This window comes from Streptomyces sp. NPDC005494 (assembly GCF_042872025.1).
GTDB lineage: Bacteria > Actinomycetota > Actinomycetes > Streptomycetales > Streptomycetaceae > Streptomyces.
Window position 1 is genome coordinate 709239 of sequence record NZ_JBIAJR010000001.1, and the last position, 19919, is coordinate 729157.

The 19919-nt window shown below is 70.4% G+C and carries 15 protein-coding genes, 3 tRNA genes and 1 pseudogene; 6 read left to right on the forward strand and 13 right to left on the reverse strand.

Annotated features, from left to right (window positions below; genetic code table 11):
• Nucleotides 1-20 precede the first annotated feature (20 nt).
• Nucleotides 21-494 (reverse strand): DNA starvation/stationary phase protection protein, encoded by a 474-nt coding sequence (locus tag ACFYQ6_RS03255; RefSeq protein WP_361571095.1) that lies wholly within the window; start codon nt 492-494, stop codon nt 21-23.
• Between the two features lie 391 nt (nt 495-885).
• On the reverse strand, nt 886-1455 hold the full coding sequence (locus ACFYQ6_RS03260; RefSeq protein WP_361571098.1) for a sigma-70 family RNA polymerase sigma factor: 570 nt from the start codon (nt 1453-1455) through the stop codon (nt 886-888).
• Nucleotides 1456-1983: 528 nt separating this feature from the next.
• On the opposite strand from ACFYQ6_RS03260, the gene ACFYQ6_RS03265 reads away from it, so the two are divergent.
• Nucleotides 1984-2325, forward strand: a complete 342-nt coding sequence (locus ACFYQ6_RS03265; protein ID WP_361571101.1) for a beta/gamma crystallin domain-containing protein — start codon at nt 1984-1986, stop codon at nt 2323-2325.
• A gap of 161 nt (nt 2326-2486) precedes the next feature.
• On the opposite strand, the pseudogene ACFYQ6_RS03270 reads toward ACFYQ6_RS03265, so the two are convergent.
• The 6 genes and pseudogenes from ACFYQ6_RS03270 to ACFYQ6_RS03295 form a co-directional block, all read right to left on the reverse strand.
• Nucleotides 2487-2707: pseudogene (locus ACFYQ6_RS03270) on the reverse strand (IS5/IS1182 family transposase); the annotation flags it as partial.
• A gap of 232 nt (nt 2708-2939) precedes the next feature.
• Entirely contained in the window at nt 2940-3329 is a 390-nt protein-coding gene (locus ACFYQ6_RS03275; RefSeq protein ID WP_361571104.1) for a hypothetical protein, read from the reverse strand.
• A 432-nt stretch (nt 3330-3761) separates the two neighbouring features.
• Nucleotides 3762-4091 carry a MerR family transcriptional regulator gene (locus ACFYQ6_RS03280; RefSeq protein ID WP_361571106.1) on the reverse strand — a complete coding sequence of 110 codons (330 nt, stop codon included), beginning with the start codon at nt 4089-4091 and terminating at the stop codon, nt 3762-3764.
• A gap of 1683 nt (nt 4092-5774) precedes the next feature.
• Nucleotides 5775-5848, reverse strand: a tRNA-Ile gene (locus tag ACFYQ6_RS03285).
• A gap of 210 nt (nt 5849-6058) precedes the next feature.
• Nucleotides 6059-6131: transfer RNA gene (locus ACFYQ6_RS03290), tRNA-Asn, on the reverse strand.
• Nucleotides 6132-6136: 5 nt separating this feature from the next.
• Nucleotides 6137-6209: transfer RNA gene (locus tag ACFYQ6_RS03295), tRNA-Asn, on the reverse strand.
• A 182-nt stretch (nt 6210-6391) separates the two neighbouring features.
• Here ACFYQ6_RS03295 and ACFYQ6_RS03300 point away from each other — a divergent pair.
• The 4 genes from ACFYQ6_RS03300 (at nt 6392) to ACFYQ6_RS03315 (ending at nt 12001) form a co-directional block, all read left to right on the forward strand.
• The gene (locus ACFYQ6_RS03300) at nt 6392-6694 is read left to right on the forward strand and encodes a YtxH domain-containing protein (RefSeq protein ID WP_356736554.1); all 303 of its coding nucleotides are present in this window, start codon (nt 6392-6394) and stop codon (nt 6692-6694) included.
• 94 nt (nt 6695-6788) lie between these two features.
• Nucleotides 6789-8234: an FGGY family carbohydrate kinase gene (locus ACFYQ6_RS03305; RefSeq protein ID WP_361571109.1), complete on the forward strand. Its 1446-nt coding sequence runs from the start codon at nt 6789-6791 to the stop codon at nt 8232-8234.
• Nucleotides 8235-8342: 108 nt separating this feature from the next.
• Entirely contained in the window at nt 8343-10076 is a 1734-nt protein-coding gene (locus tag ACFYQ6_RS03310; RefSeq protein ID WP_361571112.1) for an ABC transporter ATP-binding protein, read from the forward strand.
• Nucleotides 10076-12001, forward strand: coding sequence for an ABC transporter ATP-binding protein (locus ACFYQ6_RS03315; RefSeq protein ID WP_361571115.1), 1926 nt, complete (start codon nt 10076-10078; stop codon nt 11999-12001). Before ACFYQ6_RS03310 ends, ACFYQ6_RS03315 begins: the two co-directional genes overlap by 1 nt.
• 1 nt (nt 12002) lies before the next feature.
• Here ACFYQ6_RS03315 and ACFYQ6_RS03320 read toward each other — a convergent pair whose 3' ends face one another.
• The 5 genes from ACFYQ6_RS03320 to ACFYQ6_RS03340 form a co-directional block, all read right to left on the reverse strand.
• Nucleotides 12003-13079 carry an RNA polymerase sigma factor gene (locus tag ACFYQ6_RS03320; protein WP_361571118.1) on the reverse strand — a complete coding sequence of 359 codons (1077 nt, stop codon included), beginning with the start codon at nt 13077-13079 and terminating at the stop codon, nt 12003-12005.
• Between the two features lie 178 nt (nt 13080-13257).
• Complete coding sequence (dnaG, locus tag ACFYQ6_RS03325; protein ID WP_388760143.1) at nt 13258-15165, reverse strand: DNA primase; 1908 nt, start codon at nt 15163-15165, stop codon at nt 13258-13260.
• A 96-nt stretch (nt 15166-15261) separates the two neighbouring features.
• The gene (locus ACFYQ6_RS03330; RefSeq protein WP_361571123.1) at nt 15262-16521 is read right to left on the reverse strand and encodes an FAD-dependent oxidoreductase; all 1260 of its coding nucleotides are present in this window, start codon (nt 16519-16521) and stop codon (nt 15262-15264) included.
• Nucleotides 16522-16639: 118 nt separating this feature from the next.
• Nucleotides 16640-17950, reverse strand: coding sequence for a deoxyguanosinetriphosphate triphosphohydrolase (locus ACFYQ6_RS03335; protein WP_361571125.1), 1311 nt, complete (start codon nt 17948-17950; stop codon nt 16640-16642).
• Between the two features lie 36 nt (nt 17951-17986).
• The gene (locus tag ACFYQ6_RS03340; protein ID WP_361571127.1) at nt 17987-18892 is read right to left on the reverse strand and encodes a sirohydrochlorin chelatase; all 906 of its coding nucleotides are present in this window, start codon (nt 18890-18892) and stop codon (nt 17987-17989) included.
• Nucleotides 18893-19069: 177 nt separating this feature from the next.
• Here ACFYQ6_RS03340 and ACFYQ6_RS03345 point away from each other — a divergent pair, with 177 nt between their 5' ends.
• The gene (locus tag ACFYQ6_RS03345; RefSeq protein WP_388760929.1) at nt 19070-19855 is read left to right on the forward strand and encodes a vancomycin high temperature exclusion protein; all 786 of its coding nucleotides are present in this window, start codon (nt 19070-19072) and stop codon (nt 19853-19855) included.
• Nucleotides 19856-19919 lie beyond the last annotated feature (64 nt).

Below are 19919 nucleotides of genomic sequence, written 5' to 3' on the forward strand. Positions count from 1 at the left end.
GCGGTCAGCCGCAGGACTTGTCAGGCTCGGTTCTCCGCCTGGAACATCCAGCTCTGCTTCTCCAGATCGCCCGTGAGTCCGATGAGGAGGTCCTCGGTGACGACGTCCACCGGACCGATCTCGACGAGGCGCTTACGCAGTCTCCCGGTCACTGCCGAGAGCGCGTGCGCCAGGGCCTCGACGGCGTCGCTGTCCTTGGTCCAGCCTGACGGAAAGGCGGGCACCCCGCTGGTTCCCGCTATGGTCGCGGCCCGTCCGTCCGGGCTGACCCCCAAGGCGGCCGCACGCTCGGCCACCGTGTCGGCGTGGTTCCTGGCGAGGGTGGCGACCTCGTCGAGCTGGACGTGAACCGAGCGGAAGCGCGGGCCGTAGAGGTTCCAGTGCGCCTGCTTGGCCACCAGGGACAGGTCGAGAAGGTCGGCCAAAGTCGCCTGCAGCGCCGCACCCGCGGCCTCGCGGTCGCGTTTCGGCAGAGAGTTGCTGATGACCGGCATGGCGATGCGGTCCTTTCATGAGAGTGGCACCGGCATCCTGAGGGGACGTCGGCGACCGGCGTTCGCAGGAACGTGCCCGCAGCTCATTCCTGTGGGGCGTGATGATCCCGAGGCTAGGAACGGCGGGAGCCCGCCGTGGGTTCAGTTCTCCGACACGTGATTGCGGATCGAGCGTGCGGGGTTCTGCCGGGGGACGCGGAGCCCCGGCTCGGGCTGGGGGGAGTGGGCGATGGCAGCGCCATCGAGGAGAGTGCTCGGCGCGAGGGTGTCGCAGCAGGCAGTGACGGGAGCAGACCCCGACACGTCCCGCCTACGCGCGTCAGGCCCGTCGTGCTTCCCGGCCTGGATCGCAGGCCCCTTTGACGACCGTGCGACCGGGGCCGCGGCATGGTCACACTCCCAGGATTCCCTGCTTCTCCAGCGCTCTGCGCAACGCCCGCACGGCGTAGAAGGCACGGCTCTTCACAGTGCCGGCCGGTATGCCGAGGTGCTCGGCCGCTTGGGCAACGCTGCATTCCAGGTAGTACATGAGGCGGATGACGGATCGCTGCTGCTCGTTCAGCTCCGCCAGGGCCTGCGACACCGCATGGGAATCGATCGTGGCTGCCGTGTTGTCGCTGAAGGCGTCCAGTTCCTCGACGGCCATATGCTCCACCGGCCGCACCTGGCGCGCCCGGTGATGGTCGATGACGAGGTTCCTCGCCACGGTGAACAACCACGGGCGAAGGCTCTCGTGGCGGGTGCCCAGGAACCGGGCGTGTTTCCAGGCGCGGGCCGCGGTCTCCTGGAAGATGTCCTCCCCCTTGTGCCAGTCACCGTCCAGCAGGCGCGCGGCGTACCGGATGAGCAGAGGACCGTACTGGTCGTAGATGTCTCTGACGAAGGCCTCGCAGTCGACGTCGGGTGCGAGGTTCCGGTCGTGCGACCAAGTCGGAGCGGAGGCAGTGGTCCGCTTTTCCATGATCCCGTTCATGCGTGGCGCTCGATCCTGTCCAAGTGTTCCGTGGCGTGCTCAGCCACATCCGCGGCCGAACGGCTCACACACTCGCCGGAACCCCTTGGCCAGACCTTGTCGCTTCCTTGCCGCTCCGTAAGGGCCGGGTGTGTCTCGCACTGGGGCGGCACTCAGGAATCCCGTGGCCGCCGACAGCGGCCGAGGAGCCACGTCGCTCGGCAGGCCGGTCCCGCCGAGCAGGGGGTGGTGGGTCCGGTCCCGCCGAGCAGGGTGGTGGGTCCGCCTGGATGCAGCCGCCCTCACGCCGCCGGAGCACGCCACCCAGCGTGCGCTGGGGCCGATCCTGCCTGCCTGAATCGGGCGCGTGAACGGTTGAGGGAGATCGCGACCGCGCCCGAAGCAAGGGCGCTCAAGTGGTGAACGGGAGCGCCTGTTTCCCCGTTGCGCTGATTGGACGCGCATGCGTCCCTGCGATGCCGCCGTGCGCTGCGGCCCTCGGCGGCACCACACCACCACGGAAGGAACAACTCACCAGTGAACCGCTTCATCACACGTCTCGCGGTAGTCGCGGCGGCCGGGGCTATGGCCGTCGTGCTGCCTGCTTCGTCGGCGTCCGCCATCAACCGCACCGAATGCAATGGACTGGGTCTCCTGTCGCTTCACAACGCGGGCGGCTCCCTCTGCTTCGCCAACGCGGGCGTGCAGAGCGTGGCGATCTACGGCGTGGACCGGATCTGGACCGGAGACAACAAGGTCACGTTGGAGTACGTGCCGAGGCTTGGCGCGCCGGCGACCAGCGCGACCGTGGACAAGTGGCATTTCGGCAACGTCCCCGGCGAGCCCATCCACAAGATCACGAAGATCAGGATCTGGTAACGCCCGCCGGCACGACCGAGGTGGCAGCGGAGGCTCGTCAGCGATGATGTCGCCGCGATGGGCCCGTTGAACCTTTTCGGCGTCGCCTCTCCAGGCGGGCACTGTCGTGCTCACGCAGATTCGAGCAGGCCGGCGTCCGATCGGCGGGGAGCCTCACGACGGACGGCGGTGGCATATCCGTGGACGGCGTCCACGGATATGCCGAAGCCTGCGGCGCTCCGTGCGACAGCACCGGGCGTGCGTGGGTAGGCGAGAGCGTGGGCGCTCGCTTGTACGGAGGGAGCTCGCCTCGGCGATCACCCTCGCAGGTGGCGACAAGCAACGTCACCCGCTCGACCAGCGCATGAGGCAGGTCGAGTGCGGCAGGACAGGGAACCGACAAAGCTTCTGGGCCGGCTCGAGACGTCGACGACCTCACCCGACGGCACGGGAGCCCTGCCACTGCGGGCGCCAGGATGATCATCGGACCGGGCCGCACTGCAAAGGCTCACTGACTTCTGCGAACGTGCTCGTGCCCGGCTGGAAGTGCCGCCATCGACCAGCCCTGTCACGATCCGTCGACGCGCGCCCACAGCGTCAGGGCCGATCCGTTGCCACTGGGAAAGGCTGCGCGGTCAGCGCCGGCCGCCGCCGACGCGGCGGTCGTCGGCCAGTCCGGTGAGCGGGCCGAATTCGCAGGCAAGCTCGTTCCACGTCAGAACCTCGCCGCAGCGGGCCGGGAACTCCTTCGGGTTGAACTCGGGCATGGTCCAGGTGCCGGCGCCCCGATCCCGCAGCCAAAGGTCCCCGTCACCGTCGACCACAGTCGGCGGGACCGGTACGGGCTCGGCCTGCTCGGTGGGCTCCCAGGTGACCCGGCCCGGGTGGGAAGCGCGGCGCAGCTCGGTGGTGGCCAGCCGCGCGGCCAAGTCACGGGTGGACTCTTCGGCGTCCTTGACCGACGCGAGTCGGAATGCGTCGTCGAGTACGGGCAGGGCTGGATTCTTGCTGCGCTTTGAACTCATACGCTGACTACCTCCGGTGGGGGGCGTCACATCCGTTATGGCACCCCGTGGAGGAACACGGTATCCGAGGCGCAAGCCCGGCCGGCTACGACCACTGTCCAGGAACTCGGCGCCATGCTCGACCGGCATCGGTCGGCGCCCACCCGCCTGGGCGGGTATCACGGGAGCCCCTGAAGTGACGGCTTCGCCGAAGACGGCTTCCAGCCGCTCGCTCGTATCCGGGCCGGTATTCCCTCACGGGGCTTCTACGAACGCCCAGGGCAAGGGACAACGGGTACTGACCACCATCAGTTCTTCAGGTCCTGGACGGGTGGAATACGTCCCACCAGGATCCCACCCCACCACCCTGCCGCCCGAGCCCCGTGGGACAGGACAGGTCCGGGGGCAGGACATCGGCGTCGAGCGCAGGACAGCGGTGTCGCGAGCAGCCGTTCAGTCCGCCGTGGCCGGTTTGGCGGTGCGGTGGTATTCGGCGTTGATGCGCTGTGCTTCCTCGAGCTGGTCCTCGAGAATGACAATGCGGCAGGCCGCCTCGATCGGCGTCCCGTTGTCCACGAGTTCCCGGGCCCGGGCCGCGATGCGCAGCTGGTAGCGGGAGTAGCGGCGGTGGCCGCCCGGTGAGCGTAGAGGGGTGATGAGGCGGGCTTCGCCGATTGCGCGAAGGAAGCCCTGGGTGGTGTGGAGCATGTCGGCGGCGCGGCCCATGGTGTAGGCGGGGTAGTCGTCATCGTCGAGACGGCTGAAGGAATCGTCTGCTGTCATTGCACCTCTTCTTGTCGAACGCGTGGAGGGGCCCCGGTGCCATATCGCACCGGGGCCCCGAAGGAACTGCTACACCATCTGCCGGCCCTTAAGACTGCGCCGGCCTTCTGTTTCCGCCTACCCGAGCTGAGCTTCGCCGGGGATGCGGGGATCGCGGTTGCTTGACCGGAGACCACCTCACTGACGATGTCCTGCGGTACCCAGGCTCAGACTTCCACCCGGGCGATCCTGATGGCGCTCAACTCCTCCGTTCTTCCCTCTGGGATCAACTGCGAACTGCGGGTACTGCTCATTCGGTACTGCTGGTGATGCGAACTGCTCGTGGCTTGATCAAGCGCCACGTTCCGGCAGCCAGCCCCGTCGCCCGTCCTGCATCTGCTCTGGCTTGGAACCCCACCGCCGAACTTCCCGGTACGCGCGCCCGCAGCCTGACGCCTTTACCGAGGGACCACTGGTACTACCGACTGCAGCGTGTACTGCTCGTGGCGACCCCTGATCACTGCGGGCCACCCGGTCCGGTCGCCAGCCCCGTCGCCGTCCTGCAACAAACCTGGCTTCGAAGCTCCGCCACCGCACCGCCCTGCGAACTGCACCTACCTGTACTGCGGGTACTGCTGCCGGGCAGTTCATCCCTGCCCGGCCTTGCTGTCCTTCTGGCTACGACAGAAACCATAGCTACACCACGACCCAATGTCTACCTCGGTCAGCACAGATTTTCAGGGTGCGTGTCAGAGAGGTATTCGACTGCGAACCACGCAGAGACGCGCATGGCCAGCAGCCGGTCACGACGTCCAGGTGGCCGACGCCCGCGGTCGCGAGGCCGTCCGGGCGGAGGTGCTGGAGTCCGGGGCCCGGCGCGGCGGACCTCGCCGAGGCCGTCCAGGGCCGGGACGTCATCGTCCTGTCGATCCCGTTCGGGGTGGCGGGGAAGCCGGCAGAGCTGTTCGCGTTCGGTGCCCGACGAGACGGTGGTCATCGACGCCTCGGACTACTACCCCGGCATGCTCCAGCGAGCCGATCGAGGCGGTGGACAACAGCCAGGTGGAGAGCGTCTACACCGCCGAGCTGCTCGGCCGCCCCGTGATCAAGGCGTGGAACGCCGCCCTGGCCGAGACCCAGCGGGCCAAAGGTGTTCCGGCCGGAACACCGGGCCGTATCGCCATCCCCGTCGCCGGTGACTCCGAGGAGGCGCGGAAGGTGGCAAGGGCCTGGTGGACGACACCGGCTTCGGCCCCTACGACGCCGGCGTGCTGGCCGGCTCGTGGCGCCGGCAGCCCAACCTCCCGCCTACTGAACCGAGCTGACCCTCGACAAGTTGCCGGCGGCCCTGGCCGCGGCCGACGGAGTCAAGGACGTGGCCGTCCGCGACACCCTCCCGGAACGCTTCGCCGCCCTTCCGGCCAACCCCACCGCCCGGCATACCGGGCGCGGCAGGGGCAGCGGGGACGTCATGCGAAGTGGCGGGTGTTGGACGGAGCGCGAAGCCTCCTTCGACGGCCGTGGGGCCACACCACGACGCTCGCTCAGGCAACCGGCACAAAAGCCAGGTCAGACGCATCTGAAGTGCGCTTACACGCTGCACCAGCGGGCCAGTACGGCACGGCGCGCGGCTGGTACCGCCCGGAAACCGCCGCGCGATACACGTTTCCCCAGGTCAGAACGATTCTGCCTGGGGATACTCGGTGGGGCGGGTGGGACTCGAACCCACGGCCGACGGATTATGAGTCCGCTGCTCTAACCGGCTGAGCTACCGCCCCGTCTCGGCGTGGCGCGTACATGTGTGCGCGCCGTCTGCCGCAGCATAGCCGGTCATACGATCTCCTGCTTCGGATGGCCGCCTTCGCGTGACCATGAAGACCTCGCAGCGTGCTGCCCGGTTCCAGGCGCCGCGCAATCGCCCCGAAAGAGTCACGAAGGACACCTCCCGGGCACACGAAAAAGGACCCCGAAGGGTCCTCTCCCGTCTGCTCCCCCGACTGGACTCGAACCAGTAACCCTCCGGTTAACAGCCGAATGCTCTGCCAATTGAGCTACAGGGGATCGCGCTCCCCCGACTGGACTCGAACCAGTAACCTGCCGGTTAACAGCCGGCTGCTCTGCCAATTGAGCTACAGGGGATTGCTGCGGTGCCTCGAATCGTACCTGCCTGGCGGCTGCCGAGCGGCGCGCTTTCGCTGCGACACATACATTAGCGCAAGCAGGGGGGTGCTCCGCCAATCGGTATCCCCCGGGGTGATCTCGGGTGTCTGCGGGTAGGCGGTGCAGCACACGTCGCACGGAGCGAAGGAAGGGTGGCAGCCATGCGGTACCGGCTCACGTTCATCGCCGGAGTGGCCCTCGGTTACGTGCTCGGCACGCGAGCGGGGCGCGAGCGTTACGAGCAGCTGAAGAAGTCCGCGCAGCGGCTGGCCGAGAACCCGGCCGTGCGGAACGCGGCGGAGTCCGCCGCGCACGGCGGCCGGGATTTCGCCGGCAAGGCGTACCACTCGGTGAGCGAGAAGGTCGGGGACAAGGTCCCCGTGTCCGTCTCCGACCGGGTGCGCTCGCTGCGGGAGCGCAGCGGCCACAACGGCAGTGACGACTGGGGCACGACCAACACCTGAGGGCCCTTCTCGCACCGGACACCGCATCGGGCATCATCCGGTGCGGCAGAGGTCCGGTGCGGGAAAGGTTCGCCGGTGCGGCAGAATCTGAGACATGGGCATAGTCGCCGGCTTGGACAGTTCATCCGCCTTCACGCACATCGTCGTCTGTGACGCGGACACCGGTGAGGTGCTGCGGCAGGGGTACGCCGCGCACCCCGTCGAGGCCAAGGCCTCCGACGTGGATCCGCAGGCGTGGCTGCTCTCACTCGGTGAGGCGGCCTCCGGAGGGCTGCTCGAAGGCGTACAGGCCATCGGCGTGTCCGCGCAGCAGCACGGGCTGGTGCCGCTGGACCACCAGGGCAATCTCGTACGGCCGGCGATGGTCGGCAACGACCGGCGCGCGCAGGCCTCCGCCGCGGACCTGATCGACGGGCTCGGCGGGCGCCGGCCCTGGGCCGAGGCCGTCGGGGCGGTGCCGCAGGCCGCGCAGCCGGTGACGAAGCTGCGCTGGCTGGTGCGGACCGAGCCGGAGAACGCCCAGCGGGTCGCCGCCGTCCTCCAGCCGCACGACTGGCTGGTGTGGCAGTTGCTCGGCAGGCCGGCCCGCCGGACGACGGACCGCGGTGCCGCCTCGGGCACCGGTTACTGGTCGGCGGGCTCCGGGTCCTACCGGCCCGATCTCGTGGAGCTGGCGCTCGGCCACCAGGCCGCCCTGCCCGAGGTCCTCGGCCCCGCCGACTCCGCGGGGACGACTCCGGAGGGGCTGCTGATCTCGGCGGGCACGGGCGAGACGATGGCCGCCGCCTTCGGCCTGGGGGTGGCCGTCGGGGACGCCGTGGTGTCGCTGGGAGCCTCGGGCTCGGTGATGGCCGTGCACCACGAGGCGCTGGCCGACCCCACGGGGATGATCACCTCCTTCGCCGACGCGACCGGGATGCACCTGCCCGTGGTCCACACCTCGAACGCGGTGCGCGCCCTGCGTGGTACGGCCGAGATGCTGGGCCTCGACGGTCTGGACGAGCTGTCCGCGCTGGCCCTGAAGTCCACGCCGGGCGCCTCCGGACTCGTCCTGCTGCCGTATCTGGAGGGGGAGCGCACCCCGCGTCTGCCGCACACCGCGGGCACGCTGAGCGGGTTGCGGCGCGAGTCGATGAAGCCCGAGCACCTGGCGCGGGCCGCCTTCGAGGGGATGCTGTGCTCGCTGGCCGACGCGCTGGACGTGCTGCGCGGCAGGGGCGTCGAGGTGCGGCGGGTGTTCCTGCTGGGCGCGGCGGCCGAGCTGCCCGCCGTACAGGCGCTGGCGCCCGCGGTGTTCGGCACCCAGGTCGTCGTGCCGCAGCCCGCCCAGTACGCGGCGCTGGGCGCGGCCCGGCAGGCGGCGTGGGCGCTCGGCGTCTCGCAGGGGACGCTCGACGTCCGTACTCCCCCGGCGTGGCGGGGCGCCGCCGCGCAGGTTCTGGAGCCGGGCGAGGAGCTCGCGGTCGGCCGTGCGGTGCGCCAGCAGTACGGGGCGACGCGCGATCAGATCCATCCCGGCGCGTTCGCCACGACGGAGTGAGGGCGCCCCGGGATTTGACCCGGGCTTGAGCAAAAGCGTTGGCCGCCACGGTGCGGTGTACCGGAGTATGGACCGGCCTCTGCCGTTCGCCGACTCCGAGAGACGCGTGTGCTCATAAAACTCCTGCGGACCTTTCTGGGTCCGTACAGACAGCCCATCATCCTGCTGGTGGTGCTCCAGTTCCTGCAGACCTGCGCCAGCCTCTATCTGCCCAGCCTCAACGCGGACATCATCGACAAGGGTGTCGTGCGTGGGGACACGGGTTACATCCTGGAGTTCGGCGGCGTGATGATCGCCGTCAGCGTCATCCAGATCGTCTGCAACATCGGGGCCGTGTACTACGGCGCCCGGACCGCTTCCGCGCTGGGGCGCGACGTGCGGGCGTCCGTCTTCGGCCGGGTGCAGTCCTTCTCCGCGCGCGAGGTCGGACGGTTCGGTGCTCCTTCGCTGATCACCCGTACGACCAACGACGTGCAGCAGGTCCAGATGCTCGTCCTGATGGCGTTCACGCTGATGGTGTCGGCGCCCATCATGTGCGTCGGCGGCGTGATCATGGCGCTCGGGCAGGACGTGCCGCTCTCCGCGGTGCTGCTCGCCGTACTGCCGGTCCTCGGGGTCTCCGTGGGGCTCATCGTGAGGCGGATGCGCCCGCTGTTCCGCACGATGCAGGTGCGGCTGGACACGGTGAACCGGGTGCTGCGCGAGCAGATCACGGGCAACCGGGTCATCCGCGCCTTCATCCGTGACGACTACGAGGAGAAGCGCTTCCGCGGCGCCAACACCGAACTGACGGACGTCGCGCTGTCGACGGGCCGTCTGATGGCGCTCATGTTCCCGACGGTGATGACGGTGGTGAGCGTGTCGTCCGTCGCCGTCGTCTGGTTCGGCGCGCACCGCATCGACAGCGGCGGGATGGAGATCGGCGCGCTGACCGCCTTCCTGGCGTATCTGATGCAGATCGTCATGTCGGTGATGATGGCCACCTTCATGTTCATCATGGTTCCGCGTGCCGAGGTCTGCGCCGAGCGCATCCAGGAGGTCCTGGAGACCGATTCGAGCGTCGTCCCGCCCGTCGCTCCGGTGACGAAGCTGCTCAAGCACGGTCATCTGGAGATACGGGGCGCGGAGTTCCGCTACCCGGGCGCCGAGGAGCCGGTGCTGCGCGCGGTGGATCTCGTGGCACGGCCCGGGGAGACGACCGCGGTCATCGGGTCGACGGGCAGCGGGAAGTCGACGCTGCTGGGGCTGGTGCCCCGGCTGTTCGACGCGACGGGCGGCGAGGTGCTCGTCGACGGCACGGACGTGACGAGGCTGGACCCGGTGCTGCTGGCCCGGACGGTGAGTCTCGTCCCGCAGAAGCCGTACCTGTTCTCGGGGACGGTCGCGACGAACCTGCGGTACGGAAACCCGGACGCGACGGACGAGGAGCTGTGGCACGCGCTGGAGGTGGCGCAGGCCAAGGACTTCGTGGAGCGGCTGGAGCACGGCCTGGACGCACCGATCTCGCAGGGCGGCACCAACGTCTCCGGCGGTCAGCGCCAGCGCCTCGCGATCGCCCGGACGCTGGTGTGCAGGCCGGAGATCTACCTCTTCGACGACTCGTTCTCCGCCCTGGACTACGCGACGGACGCCGCGCTGCGCGCGGCCCTGTCCCACGAGACCGCGGGAGCGACGGTGGTGATCGTGGCGCAGCGGGTGTCCACGATCCGTGACGCGGACCGGATCGTGGTGCTGGACGAAGGCCGGGTCGTCGGGACGGGCAGCCACCACGAGTTGATGGACGGCAACGAAACCTACCGGGAGATCGTGCTCTCCCAGCTGACGGAAGCGGAGGCCGCCTGATGGCCGGGCCGGGCGGACGAATGATGGCCGGGGGCCCCACCGAGCGGTCCATGGACTTCAAGGGGTCCGGGAAGCGACTGCTGCGCAGGTTCAGCCAGGAGAAGTCCTCGCTGTACCTGATGCTGGGCGCCGGGACGCTGAGCGTGGCGCTCTCGGTGGTGGGGCCGAAGATCCTCGGCGCGGCCACGGACCTGATCTTCGCCGGTGTCGTGGGCAGGCAGCTGCCTGACGGCACGACGAAGCAGCAGGCCGTCGACAACCTGCGGGAGCAGGGCGACGACGGACTCGCCGACATGCTGTCCGGGGTGGACTTCACCCCGGGCAGCGGCATCGACTTCGGCGCGGTGGGCGATGTCCTGCTCGTGGCGCTGGCGGTGTACGTGGGCGCGGGGCTGCTGATGCTCGTGTCGAGCCGGCTGTCGATCCGGGTGATCAACAGGGTCGTCTTCCAGTTGCGCGAGGATCTGCAGACGAAGCTGTCGAGGCTGCCGCTGTCCTACTTCGACCGGCAGCAGCGCGGTGAGGTGCTGAGCCGGGCGACGAACGACATCGACAACATCTCCCAGACGATGCAGCAGACGATGGGTCAGCTCATCAACTCCCTGCTCACCATCGTCGGCGTCCTGATCATGATGTTCTGGGTCTCGCCGCTGCTGGCTCTCGTGGCGCTGGTGACGATCCCGCTGTCGGTGTTCGTCGCGGCGCGGGTCGGCAAGCGCTCACAGCCGCACTTCGTGGCGCAGTGGAAGGTGACGGGCAAGCTCAACGCCCACATCGAGGAGATGTACACCGGCCACACACTGGTGAAGGTCTTCGGGCGGCAGGACGAGTCCGCGAGGGACTTCGCCGAGCAGAACGACGCGCTCTACGAGGCGGGGTTCAGGGCGCAGTTCAACAGCGGGATCATGCAGCCGCTGATGATGTTCGTGTCGAATCTGAACTACGTGCTGGTCGCGGTCGTGGGAGGGCTGCGGGTGGCGTCCGGTTCGCTGTCGATCGGCGACGTGCAGGCGTTCATCCAGTACTCGCGGCAGTTCTCGATGCCGCTGACGCAGGTCGCCTCGATGGCGAACCTGGTGCAGTCGGGCATCGCGTCGGCCGAGCGGATCTTCGCTCTGCTGGACGCGGAGGAGCAGGCGCCCGACCCCGACCCCGCGGAGCGGCCGAAGGAGCTGCGCGGCAGTGTGGCGCTGGAGCACGTGTCCTTCCGGTACGACCCGGAGAAGCCGCTCATCGAGGACCTCTCGCTGAGTGTGGAGCCCGGGCACACGGTCGCGATCGTCGGCCCGACCGGCGCGGGCAAGACGACGCTGGTCAATCTGCTGATGCGGTTCTACGAGGTCACGGGCGGCCGGATCACCCTCGACGGCGTCGACGCGGCGAAGATGACGCGCGACGGACTCCGTTCGGGCATAGGCATGGTGCTCCAGGACACCTGGCTGTTCGGCGGCACGATCGCGGAGAACATCGCCTACGGCGCCTCGCGCGAGGTGACCCGTGAGGAGATCGAGGAGGCGGCGCGCGCGGCCCACGCCGACCGCTTCGTCCGCACGCTGCCCGACGGCTACGACACGGTGATCGACGACGAGGGCTCCGGGGTCAGCGCGGGTGAGAAGCAGCTGATCACCATCGCGCGGGCGTTCCTGTCCGACCCGGTCATCCTGGTCCTCGACGAGGCCACCAGTTCGGTGGACACCCGGACCGAGGTGCTGATCCAGAAGGCGATGGCGCGGCTGGCCCACGGGCGTACGAGCTTCGTGATCGCGCACCGGCTCTCCACCATCAGGGACGCGGACGTGATCCTGGTGATGGAGAACGGCTCGATCGTCGAACAGGGCACGCACGACGAGCTGCTGGCGGCCGAGGGGGCCTACGCCCGGCTGTACGCGGCGCAGTTCGCGCAGGCGTTGTCGGAGGTCGACTGACTCAGTCGAGGTAGCCGCGCAGCTGGTCGGCGAAGGCGTGGTCCCGCAGCCTGGCGAGGGTCTTGGACTCGATCTGGCGGATGCGTTCGCGTGTCACGCCGAAGATCCTTCCGATCTCCTCCAGGGTGCGGGGCCGGCCGTCGTCCAGCCCGTAGCGCAGCTGGACGACCTTCCTCTCGCGCTCCCCGAGCGTGGACAGGACGGTCTCCAGGTGTTCGCGCAGCAGCAGGAAGGCCGCGGACTCGACGGGGGAGGTGGCGTCGCCGTCCTCGATGAGGTCTCCGAAGGCGACGTCGTCCTCCTCGCCGACGGGGGCGTGCAGGGAGACGGGTTCCTGGGCGAGGCGCAGGACCTCGCCGACGCGTTCGGGTGTGAGGTCGAGCTGGGCCGCCAGCTCCTCGGCGGTGGGCTCGTAGCCGCGTTCCTGGAGCATGCGGCGCTGCACGCGGACGACCCGGTTGATCAGCTCGACGACGTGCACCGGAACCCTTATGGTCCTGGCCTGGTCGGCCAGGGCCCGGGACATCGCCTGGCGGATCCACCAGGTGGCGTACGTGGAGAACTTGTACCCCCGGGCGTAGTCGAACTTCTCGACCGCCCTGATCAGTCCGAGGTTGCCCTCCTGGACGAGGTCGAGCATGGTCAGGCCGCGGCCGACATAGCGCTTGGCGACGGAGACCACGAGGCGGAGGTTGGCCTCGATGAGTCTGCGTTTCGCCATCCGTCCCATGACGACCAGCCGGTCGAGGTCGAAGGCGAGCCGCGAGTCCGGGTCGGGGGTGCGGGCGAGCCGTTCCTCCGCGAAGAGGCCCGCCTCGACCCGGCGGGCGAGCTCCACCTCCTCCGCCGCGCTCAGCAGCGGGATCCGCCCGATCTCCCTGAGGTACTGGCGGAAGAGGTCCGAGGACGGGCCGCCCGCCTCCGGGCGGCTCCGCGGCCCGGAGGGCTCCGGGGGCTCCACCGGTTCCTCCAGCACGGGTTCCGGCGCGCCCGCCGACTCCGGGTGACGTGTGACCCGGTTCTGGGCGGGAACGGCCGGGACCTGCTCGCTCGTGATCGTCACGGTCCGGGTCTGCACGGGGGCGACCTCCAGGTGATCGCTGCCGGATCGCGGGGGATGGAGGTCCGCCCCGGGCGGACCGTCCGCGCTCCGATGACTCAGGCACCGCCATCCAGTGTGGCGTACGACACATCACCGCCACGAGGGGCGTGCGGTGACTTTTTGCGTCCGGAGCGTGACGGGGTGCTGATCCGGCTCAGAGGGCGTCGGCGCCGTGGTTCCGCAGCGACTGGGCGTACTGCTGGAGGACCCAGACCTCGTTCTGTGCCGCGGCCAGATGCTCCGGGGCGACGTTGCTGCCGAGGCGGGCGAGGCTGCTCTGCACGTCCTCGATCCTGCGGTCGACCGCCCGCAGGCGGACCTTGACCAGGTGCTGGCCCGCGTACGACTCGTCGATGGTCTTGCCGTGGAAGACCTCGACCGCGAGTTCCGTGACGAGCTTGCGCACCGTGTCGTCGGGGGTCGCGTCGAGCACCTGGACCAGATACTCACGGGTCTCGGCGACGCCCATCTCCGCGCCGCCCGCCTCCGCGATGCACTGGCGTACGGCGGCGTACGGCGGGGCGGTGAACTCGTCGACGCCGTACGCGTCGAAGGCCGGGGAGACCAGGGCCGGCTTCTGCAGGGCGAGCTTGAGCAGCTCGCGTTCCGTGCGGTGGGCGGGGCTGCGGAGGTTGAGCGCGGGGCCGGAGGGGGCCGCGGGGGCCCTGACCTGCGCGGGCCGCGCACCGGTGCGGGAGGCGGGGGCGGGTCCTCGCTGGTCGCCGCCCCGGCCGCGGGCCCACTGGGCGAGCTGGTGGACCCGGTGGACGACGAACTCCTGGTCGAGGATGCCGACGAAGCCGGCGAGCTGGACGGCCACCTCACGCTGCACACTGCTCGTCTTGATCTTCGCCACGACGGCGGCGGCCTCGTCGAGAGCGGCGGCGCGCCCGGCGGGGGTCTCCAGGTCGTAGCGGCCGACGATCTGGCGGAGCGCGAACTCGAAGAGCGGCGTACGGGGTTCGACCAGGTCACGGACGGCGTCGTCGCCCTTGGCCAGCCGCAGGTCGCACGGGTCCATGTTGTCGGGGGCGATCGCGATGTACGTCTCGGCCGCGAACTTCTGGTCGTCCTCGAAGGCGCGCAGAGCGGCCTTCTGGCCTGCGGCGTCGCCGTCGAAGGTGAAGATCACGCGGGCGCTGCCGTTGTCCATCAGGAGCCGGCGGAGGATCTTGATGTGGTCGTTGCCGAACGCGGTGCCGCAGGTGGCGATGGCGGTGGTGACCCCGGCGAGGTGGCAGGCCATGACGTCGGTGTAGCCCTCGACGACGACGGCCCGGCTCGCCTTGGCGATGTCCTTCTTGGCCAGGTCGATGCCGTAGAGCACCTGGGACTTCTTGTAGATCGAGGTCTCGGGGGTGTTGAGGTACTTCGGGCCGTTGTCGTCGTCCCGCAGTTTGCGGGCGCCGAAGCCGACGATCTCACCCGAGGTGTCGCTGATGGGCCACATCAGCCGGCCGCGGAAGCGGTCGATGGGGCCTCGGCGGCCGTCCTGGGAGAGGCCGGAGCTGATGAGCTCCTTGTCGCTGAAGCCCTTGCCGCGCAGGTAACGCGTGAGGTGGTCCCACCCCGCCGGGCTGTAGCCGACGCCGAAGTGGGCCGCCGCGTCCTGGTCGAAGCCGCGCTCCGCGAGGAACTTCCGGCCGATCTCGGCCTCGGGGCCGTTCAGCTGCTCGCGGTAGAAGTCCGCGGCGATCTTGTGGGCCTCGACCAGCCGGATGCGTTCGCCGCGCTGGTGGGAGGGGTTGTAGCCGCCCTCCTCGTACCGCAGGGTGATGCCCGCCTTGGCGGCGAGCCGCTCGACCGTCTCGGAGAAGGTGAGATGGTCGATCTTCATCACGAAGGCGATCGTGTCGCCGCCCTCCTGGCACCCGAAGCAGTGGAACAGGCCCTTGCCGGGGCTCACCTGGAAGGAGGGGGACTTCTCGTCGTGGAACGGGCACAGACCCTTGAGGTTGCCGCCGCCCGCGTTGCGCAGTTGGAGGTACTCGGACACGACGGCGTCGATCGGGACCGCGTCCCGTACCGCCTTCACGTCGTCGTCATTGATCCTGCCTGCCACGAGTGAAGTCTACGGGTGGGGCCGGTCGTCCGGGACCGGGCGGCAGCGGTGCGCGCCGCCGGGTGCCTGCCGGTGCCGGACGGCCGGCCCCACCGCTCAGACCAGGGAATCCAGCGGCACGGAGGGGTCGCCCAGGGCGTCCGCTTCGACCGGCCGGGCGGCCTTGATCAGCTTCTGGATGCTCTCGGTGACGTCCCACACATTGACGTTCATCCCGGCGAGGACCCGCCCGTCCTTCAGCCAGAACGCGATGAACTCCCGCTTCCCGGCGTCGCCCCGGATGACGACCTGGTCGTACGAGCCGGGCGGCGCCCAGCCGGAGTACTCCAGGCCGAGGTCGTACTGGTCGGAGAAGAAGTACGGCACCCGGTCGTACGTCACGTCCTGGCCGAGCATGGCCTTCGCGGCGGCCGGGCCGCTGTTCAGGGCGTTGGCCCAGTGCTCCACGCGGAGCCGGCCGCCGAAGAGCGGGTGCTCCACGGACGCGATGTCGCCCGCGGCGAAGATGTGCGGGTCGGAGGTGCGCAGGGAGGCGTCGACGGCGACGCCGCCGCCCTGGGCACGGTCCGCCATGTCGAGCCCCGCCGCCTCCGCGAGCGAGGTGCGCGGCGCGGCGCCGATCGCGGCGAGCACGTCGTGGGCGGGGTGTTCCTCGCCGTCGTCGGTGCGGGCCGCGAGCACCAGGCCGTCCTGGCCGGTGATCTCGGTGAGCCGGGCACCGAAGTGGAAGCGGACACCGTGCTCGGAGTGCAGATCGGTGAAGATCTGGCCGAGCTCCGGGCCGATGACGTGGTGCAGCGGGGTCGCGGAGGGTTCGACCACCGTGACCTCCGCGCCGTAACCGCGGGCGGCGGCGGCGACCTCCAGGCCGATCCAGCCGCCTCCGGCGATCACCAGATGGCCGTTGTCACGGCCGAGGGCGGCCAGGACGTTGCGCAGCCGGTCGGCGTGGGCGAGCCGGCGCAGGTGGTGGACACCCACCAGGTCGGTGCCCGGGATGTCGAGGCGGCGCGGTTCGGCGCCGGTGGCGAGCAGCAGCTTGTCGTAGTGGACGACGGTGTTGTCGCCGAGCTGCACGGAGCGGCCGGCCCGGTCGATGGAGGTCACCACCTGGCCGAGGTGGAGCTCGATGTCGGCGCCGGCGTACCAGGCGGTCTTGTGGACGAAGACGGTCTCCCGCTCGTCCTTGCCCGCGAGGTACCCCTTGGACAGGGGAGGCCGTTCGTACGGATGGTCGCGCTCGTCGCCGATGAGGATGACCCGGCCGCTGAAGCCTTCCGCCCGGAGTGTCTCGGCCGCCTTCGCTCCGGCCAGTCCCCCGCCGATGATGACGAACGTCCGATGTGCGTCGACCACTTGATGCCTCCTCGGTACTGTGCTGCGCGGCGCCGCCAGCTGCGAGCGTCCCGCACGCAGCGTGATGGCGAAAGAGGGTGTGCCTCGATCAGGTCACAGCCGCTGGCATGTGGCCCGGTCATGGTCCAGTCTGCCGAACCCCCGTGAGAGTCCTGTGGAGGGACCGGGCGGAGGCGTCGGTGAGCGCGGAGATCTGGTCGACGAGCACCCGCTTGCGGGCCCGGTCGTCGGGGGCCGCCTCGTGGAGCGCGCGGAACTGCGGTTCCAGGCCTTCGGGGGCACGGGCGGTGAGCGCGGCGGCGAGTTCGGCGATGACGATCCGCTGGTCGGCGCGGATGGCCTCCTGCTCGGCGCGCTGCATGACGTAACGGTCGGCGACGGCCTTGAGGACGGCGCACTCGTGCCGGACCTCGCGCGGGACGATGAGCTCGGCGCCGTACCTGCCGAGCCGTCCGGGACCGTACGCGGCGCGGGTCGCGGCCTCCGCCGCGAGGCAGAACCTGCCGATGAGCTGGCTCGTCGCGTCCTTCAGCCGGGCCTGGGCGACGGCGCTGCCGTCGTAGCCGCGCGGCCACCACTCCTGGGCCGTGAGCCGGTCCAGGGCGTCGGAGAGCTCCTGAGGATCGGTGCCGGCCGGGACGTAACGCCCGATGGCGACCTGCCAGATCTGCGCGCGCTCCGGCGCGGAGAAGAGGCAGTCCGGGTCGATGTGCCCGGCGTGCAGTCCGTCCTCGAAGTCGTGCACGGAGTAGGCGACGTCGTCGGACCAGTCCATGACCTGGGCCTCGAAGCAGGTGCCGTCCTGCGGTGCGCCCTTGCGGATCCACGCGAAGACCGGCAGGTCGTCCTCGTACACCCCGAATTTCGGTGAGGCGGGGTCCGTGGGGTGCGCGCCCCTGGGCCAGGGGTACTTGGTGGCGGCGTCCAGGGCGGCACGGGTCAGGTTGAGGCCCACGCTGACGAGTTCACCGCTGCGCGGGTCGCGGACGAATCGCTTGGGTTCGATGCGGGTGAGCAGGCGCAGCGACTGGGCGTTGCCCTCGAAACCGCCGCAGTCCGACGCGAAGTCGTTGAGCGCCTGTTCGCCGTTGTGCCCGAAGGGCGGGTGGCCCATGTCGTGGGAGAGGCAGGCCGTCTCCACCAGGTCGGGGTCGCAGCCGAGGGCCGCGCCGAGCTCCCGGCCCACCTGGGCGCACTCCAGGGAGTGGGTGAGCCGGGTGCGGGGGCTGGCGTCCCAGGCCCGTCCGCGGGTGCCCGGTGTGACGACCTGGGTCTTTCCCGCGAGCCTGCGCAGGGCGGCGGAGTGCAGCACACGGGCGCGGTCGCGCTGGAACGCGGTGCGCCCGGGCCGTTTGTCGGGCTCGGTGTCCCAGCGCTCGGTGTCAGCGGTGCCGTACGGCGTGTCCCGGGGGTCGTGCGTACCGTCCATGCCCTCGACAGTAATCGTCCGGGCTGACAGGAAGGGTCAGGCGGAGGCGAGGAGGCGGGTGTGCGTCAGGGCGCCGTGGACGGACGCGGGGCCGGTCAGCGCCCGGTCGTAGCGGTGCAGCACGAGGCGTGCCATGCCCGGGTGGGCGCCGAGCGGTGCGGCGGCGATCCCCGGAGCCGCGGCGGCGGAGACGGTCGCGAAGCGGCCGGGCGCCGTGAAGTAGGAGGCGAGGGCGATCCGGTGGCGGCCCCGGGCGGTGAGGGCACGCACGGCGGCCGGCACGGTGGGGGTGGCGGCCGAGGCGTAGGCCGGTACGACGGGCACACCGCCGAGGCGGTCGCTGAGCATGGCGGCCGTGCGGCGGGCGTCGGCGTCCGAGTCCGGGTCGCGCGATCCGGCGGCGGCGAGCACGACGCCGGCGCTGCGGCTCGCGCCGTCCTCGTCGCGCCAGCCGGCCTCGACGAGCCGCTCGTACAGGACCTCGGCGAGCAGGGGGTGCGGTCCGAGCGGTGCCGCGACACGGGTCCGCAGGTGGCTCGCGGCGGACGCGGCGACGGGCAGGTCGTGGCGGACGTGGTGGCCCCGGCCGAGCAGCAGCGGGACGAGGACGGCTTCGCCGCGCCCGATGCCGTCCAGGGTGTCCGGCAGCAGGGGTTCGTTGAGCTCGATGTGGCCGAGGCGGACGTCGAGACCGGGCCGCAGCTCCCGCACCAGGTCCAGGAGCTCCAGGACGGTGCGCAGGGCCTGCGGGTCCCGGCTGCCGTGGGCGACGGCGACCAGGGTGGGGGCTGAGCTGCGGGTGAGGTGCATGGGCCTGCGGGTTCCGTTCGGGGAGACGAGGCTGAGCTGGCTTCCGAGCTGGGCGGTGATGCGGGTCAGGAGTTGCGCCGTGCTGTCGAGGGGCAGGGGCTCACTGAGGTGTTCCGGTGCCGTCTCCGTCATGAACCGATGGTGAAGGCCGGACGTTGCCGGGCCGTTTCGCACCGGTGACGGGTGTTTGCCGCTGTCTCACGGGAGGGGGCCTTTCGCTGTCAGTACCTGTTCACACCGGTGCGAACCTTTCGGGTCCGTCGTTCGTCCCCTCTTTCGAGGATCGTGGACGAGCGCGGGGGGCGCCGCATGGGGCTGCTGGGGAAACCGGGGAGACTCGCGGCCGCGCGGCCGCGGGCACGGGCGAGGCTCGCGGCCCTGCGGGCACGGGGGTGGCCGGCGGCCCTGCGGGTACGGCTGCCGCGGAGCCGGCGGGGGCAGCGGCGGCTGGCGCAGGCGCTGATGGTCGCCTGCGCGGTGGCGCTGGCGCCCGCGACCTGGCTGTACACCACGGCCGACGCACGGGTGCGCACGACGGCGGGCGCCCCGGCGCAGCAGGTCGCCGTGGTGTTCGGGGCCGGGCTGTGGCAGGGCAGGCCGTCGCCGTATCTCGCGCACCGGCTCGACGCCGCCGCCGAGCTGTACAGGACAGGGAAGGTGCGGGTCGTTCTCGTCACCGGCGACAACAGCCGCGTGGAGTACGACGAGCCGGACGCCATGCGCGCGTACCTCACCGGGCGCGGGGTGCCGGACGCGCGGATCGTCAGCGACTACGCCGGGTTCGACACCTGGGACTCGTGTGTCCGGGCCAAGAAGATCTTCGGCGTCGACCGGGCCGTGCTGGTGAGCCAGGGCTTCCACATACGCCGGGCCATCGCCCTGTGCCGGTCCGCGGGGATCGACGCGTACGGCGTGGGGGTCGACGCCGTACACGATGTGACCTGGTACTACGGCGGGACGAGGGAGGTCCTGGCGGCCGGGAAGGCGCTGCTGGACGTGGTCTTCGAGCCTGATCCGCACTTCCTGGGCCCACGGGAGACGGGCGTGTCCGAGGCGCTCGCCGCCGACCTCACCGCGCCGGGCGGGGCGGGCTGAGGTGCGCGTACCCGGTGCGTAACCGGGCGCAGCGGTCCCCGTAATACCGGGCTCGCACGCTGGG

Bases quoted from the DNA above. Each gene is read 5' to 3' on its own strand.
- ACFYQ6_RS03280 (WP_361571106.1), bottom strand. From the start codon at position 4,091: ATGACAGCAGACGATTCCTTCAGCCGTCTCGACGATGACGACTACCCC.
- ACFYQ6_RS03255 (WP_361571095.1), bottom strand. From the start codon at position 494: ATGCCGGTCATCAGCAACTCTCTGCCGAAACGCGACCGCGAGGCCGCG.
- ACFYQ6_RS03305 (WP_361571109.1), top strand. From the start codon at position 6,789: ATGGGCATAGTCGCCGGCTTGGACAGTTCATCCGCCTTCACGCACATC.
- ACFYQ6_RS03335 (WP_361571125.1), bottom strand. From the start codon at position 17,950: ATGGACGGTACGCACGACCCCCGGGACACGCCGTACGGCACCGCTGAC.
- ACFYQ6_RS03300 (WP_356736554.1), top strand. From the start codon at position 6,392: ATGCGGTACCGGCTCACGTTCATCGCCGGAGTGGCCCTCGGTTACGTG.
- ACFYQ6_RS03345 (WP_388760929.1), top strand. From the start codon at position 19,070: ATGGGGCTGCTGGGGAAACCGGGGAGACTCGCGGCCGCGCGGCCGCGG.
- ACFYQ6_RS03260 (WP_361571098.1), bottom strand. From the start codon at position 1,455: ATGGAAAAGCGGACCACTGCCTCCGCTCCGACTTGGTCGCACGACCGG.
- ACFYQ6_RS03275 (WP_361571104.1), bottom strand. From the start codon at position 3,329: ATGAGTTCAAAGCGCAGCAAGAATCCAGCCCTGCCCGTACTCGACGAC.
- ACFYQ6_RS03340 (WP_361571127.1), bottom strand. From the start codon at position 18,892: ATGACGGAGACGGCACCGGAACACCTCAGTGAGCCCCTGCCCCTCGAC.
- ACFYQ6_RS03315 (WP_361571115.1), top strand. From the start codon at position 10,076: ATGGCCGGGCCGGGCGGACGAATGATGGCCGGGGGCCCCACCGAGCGG.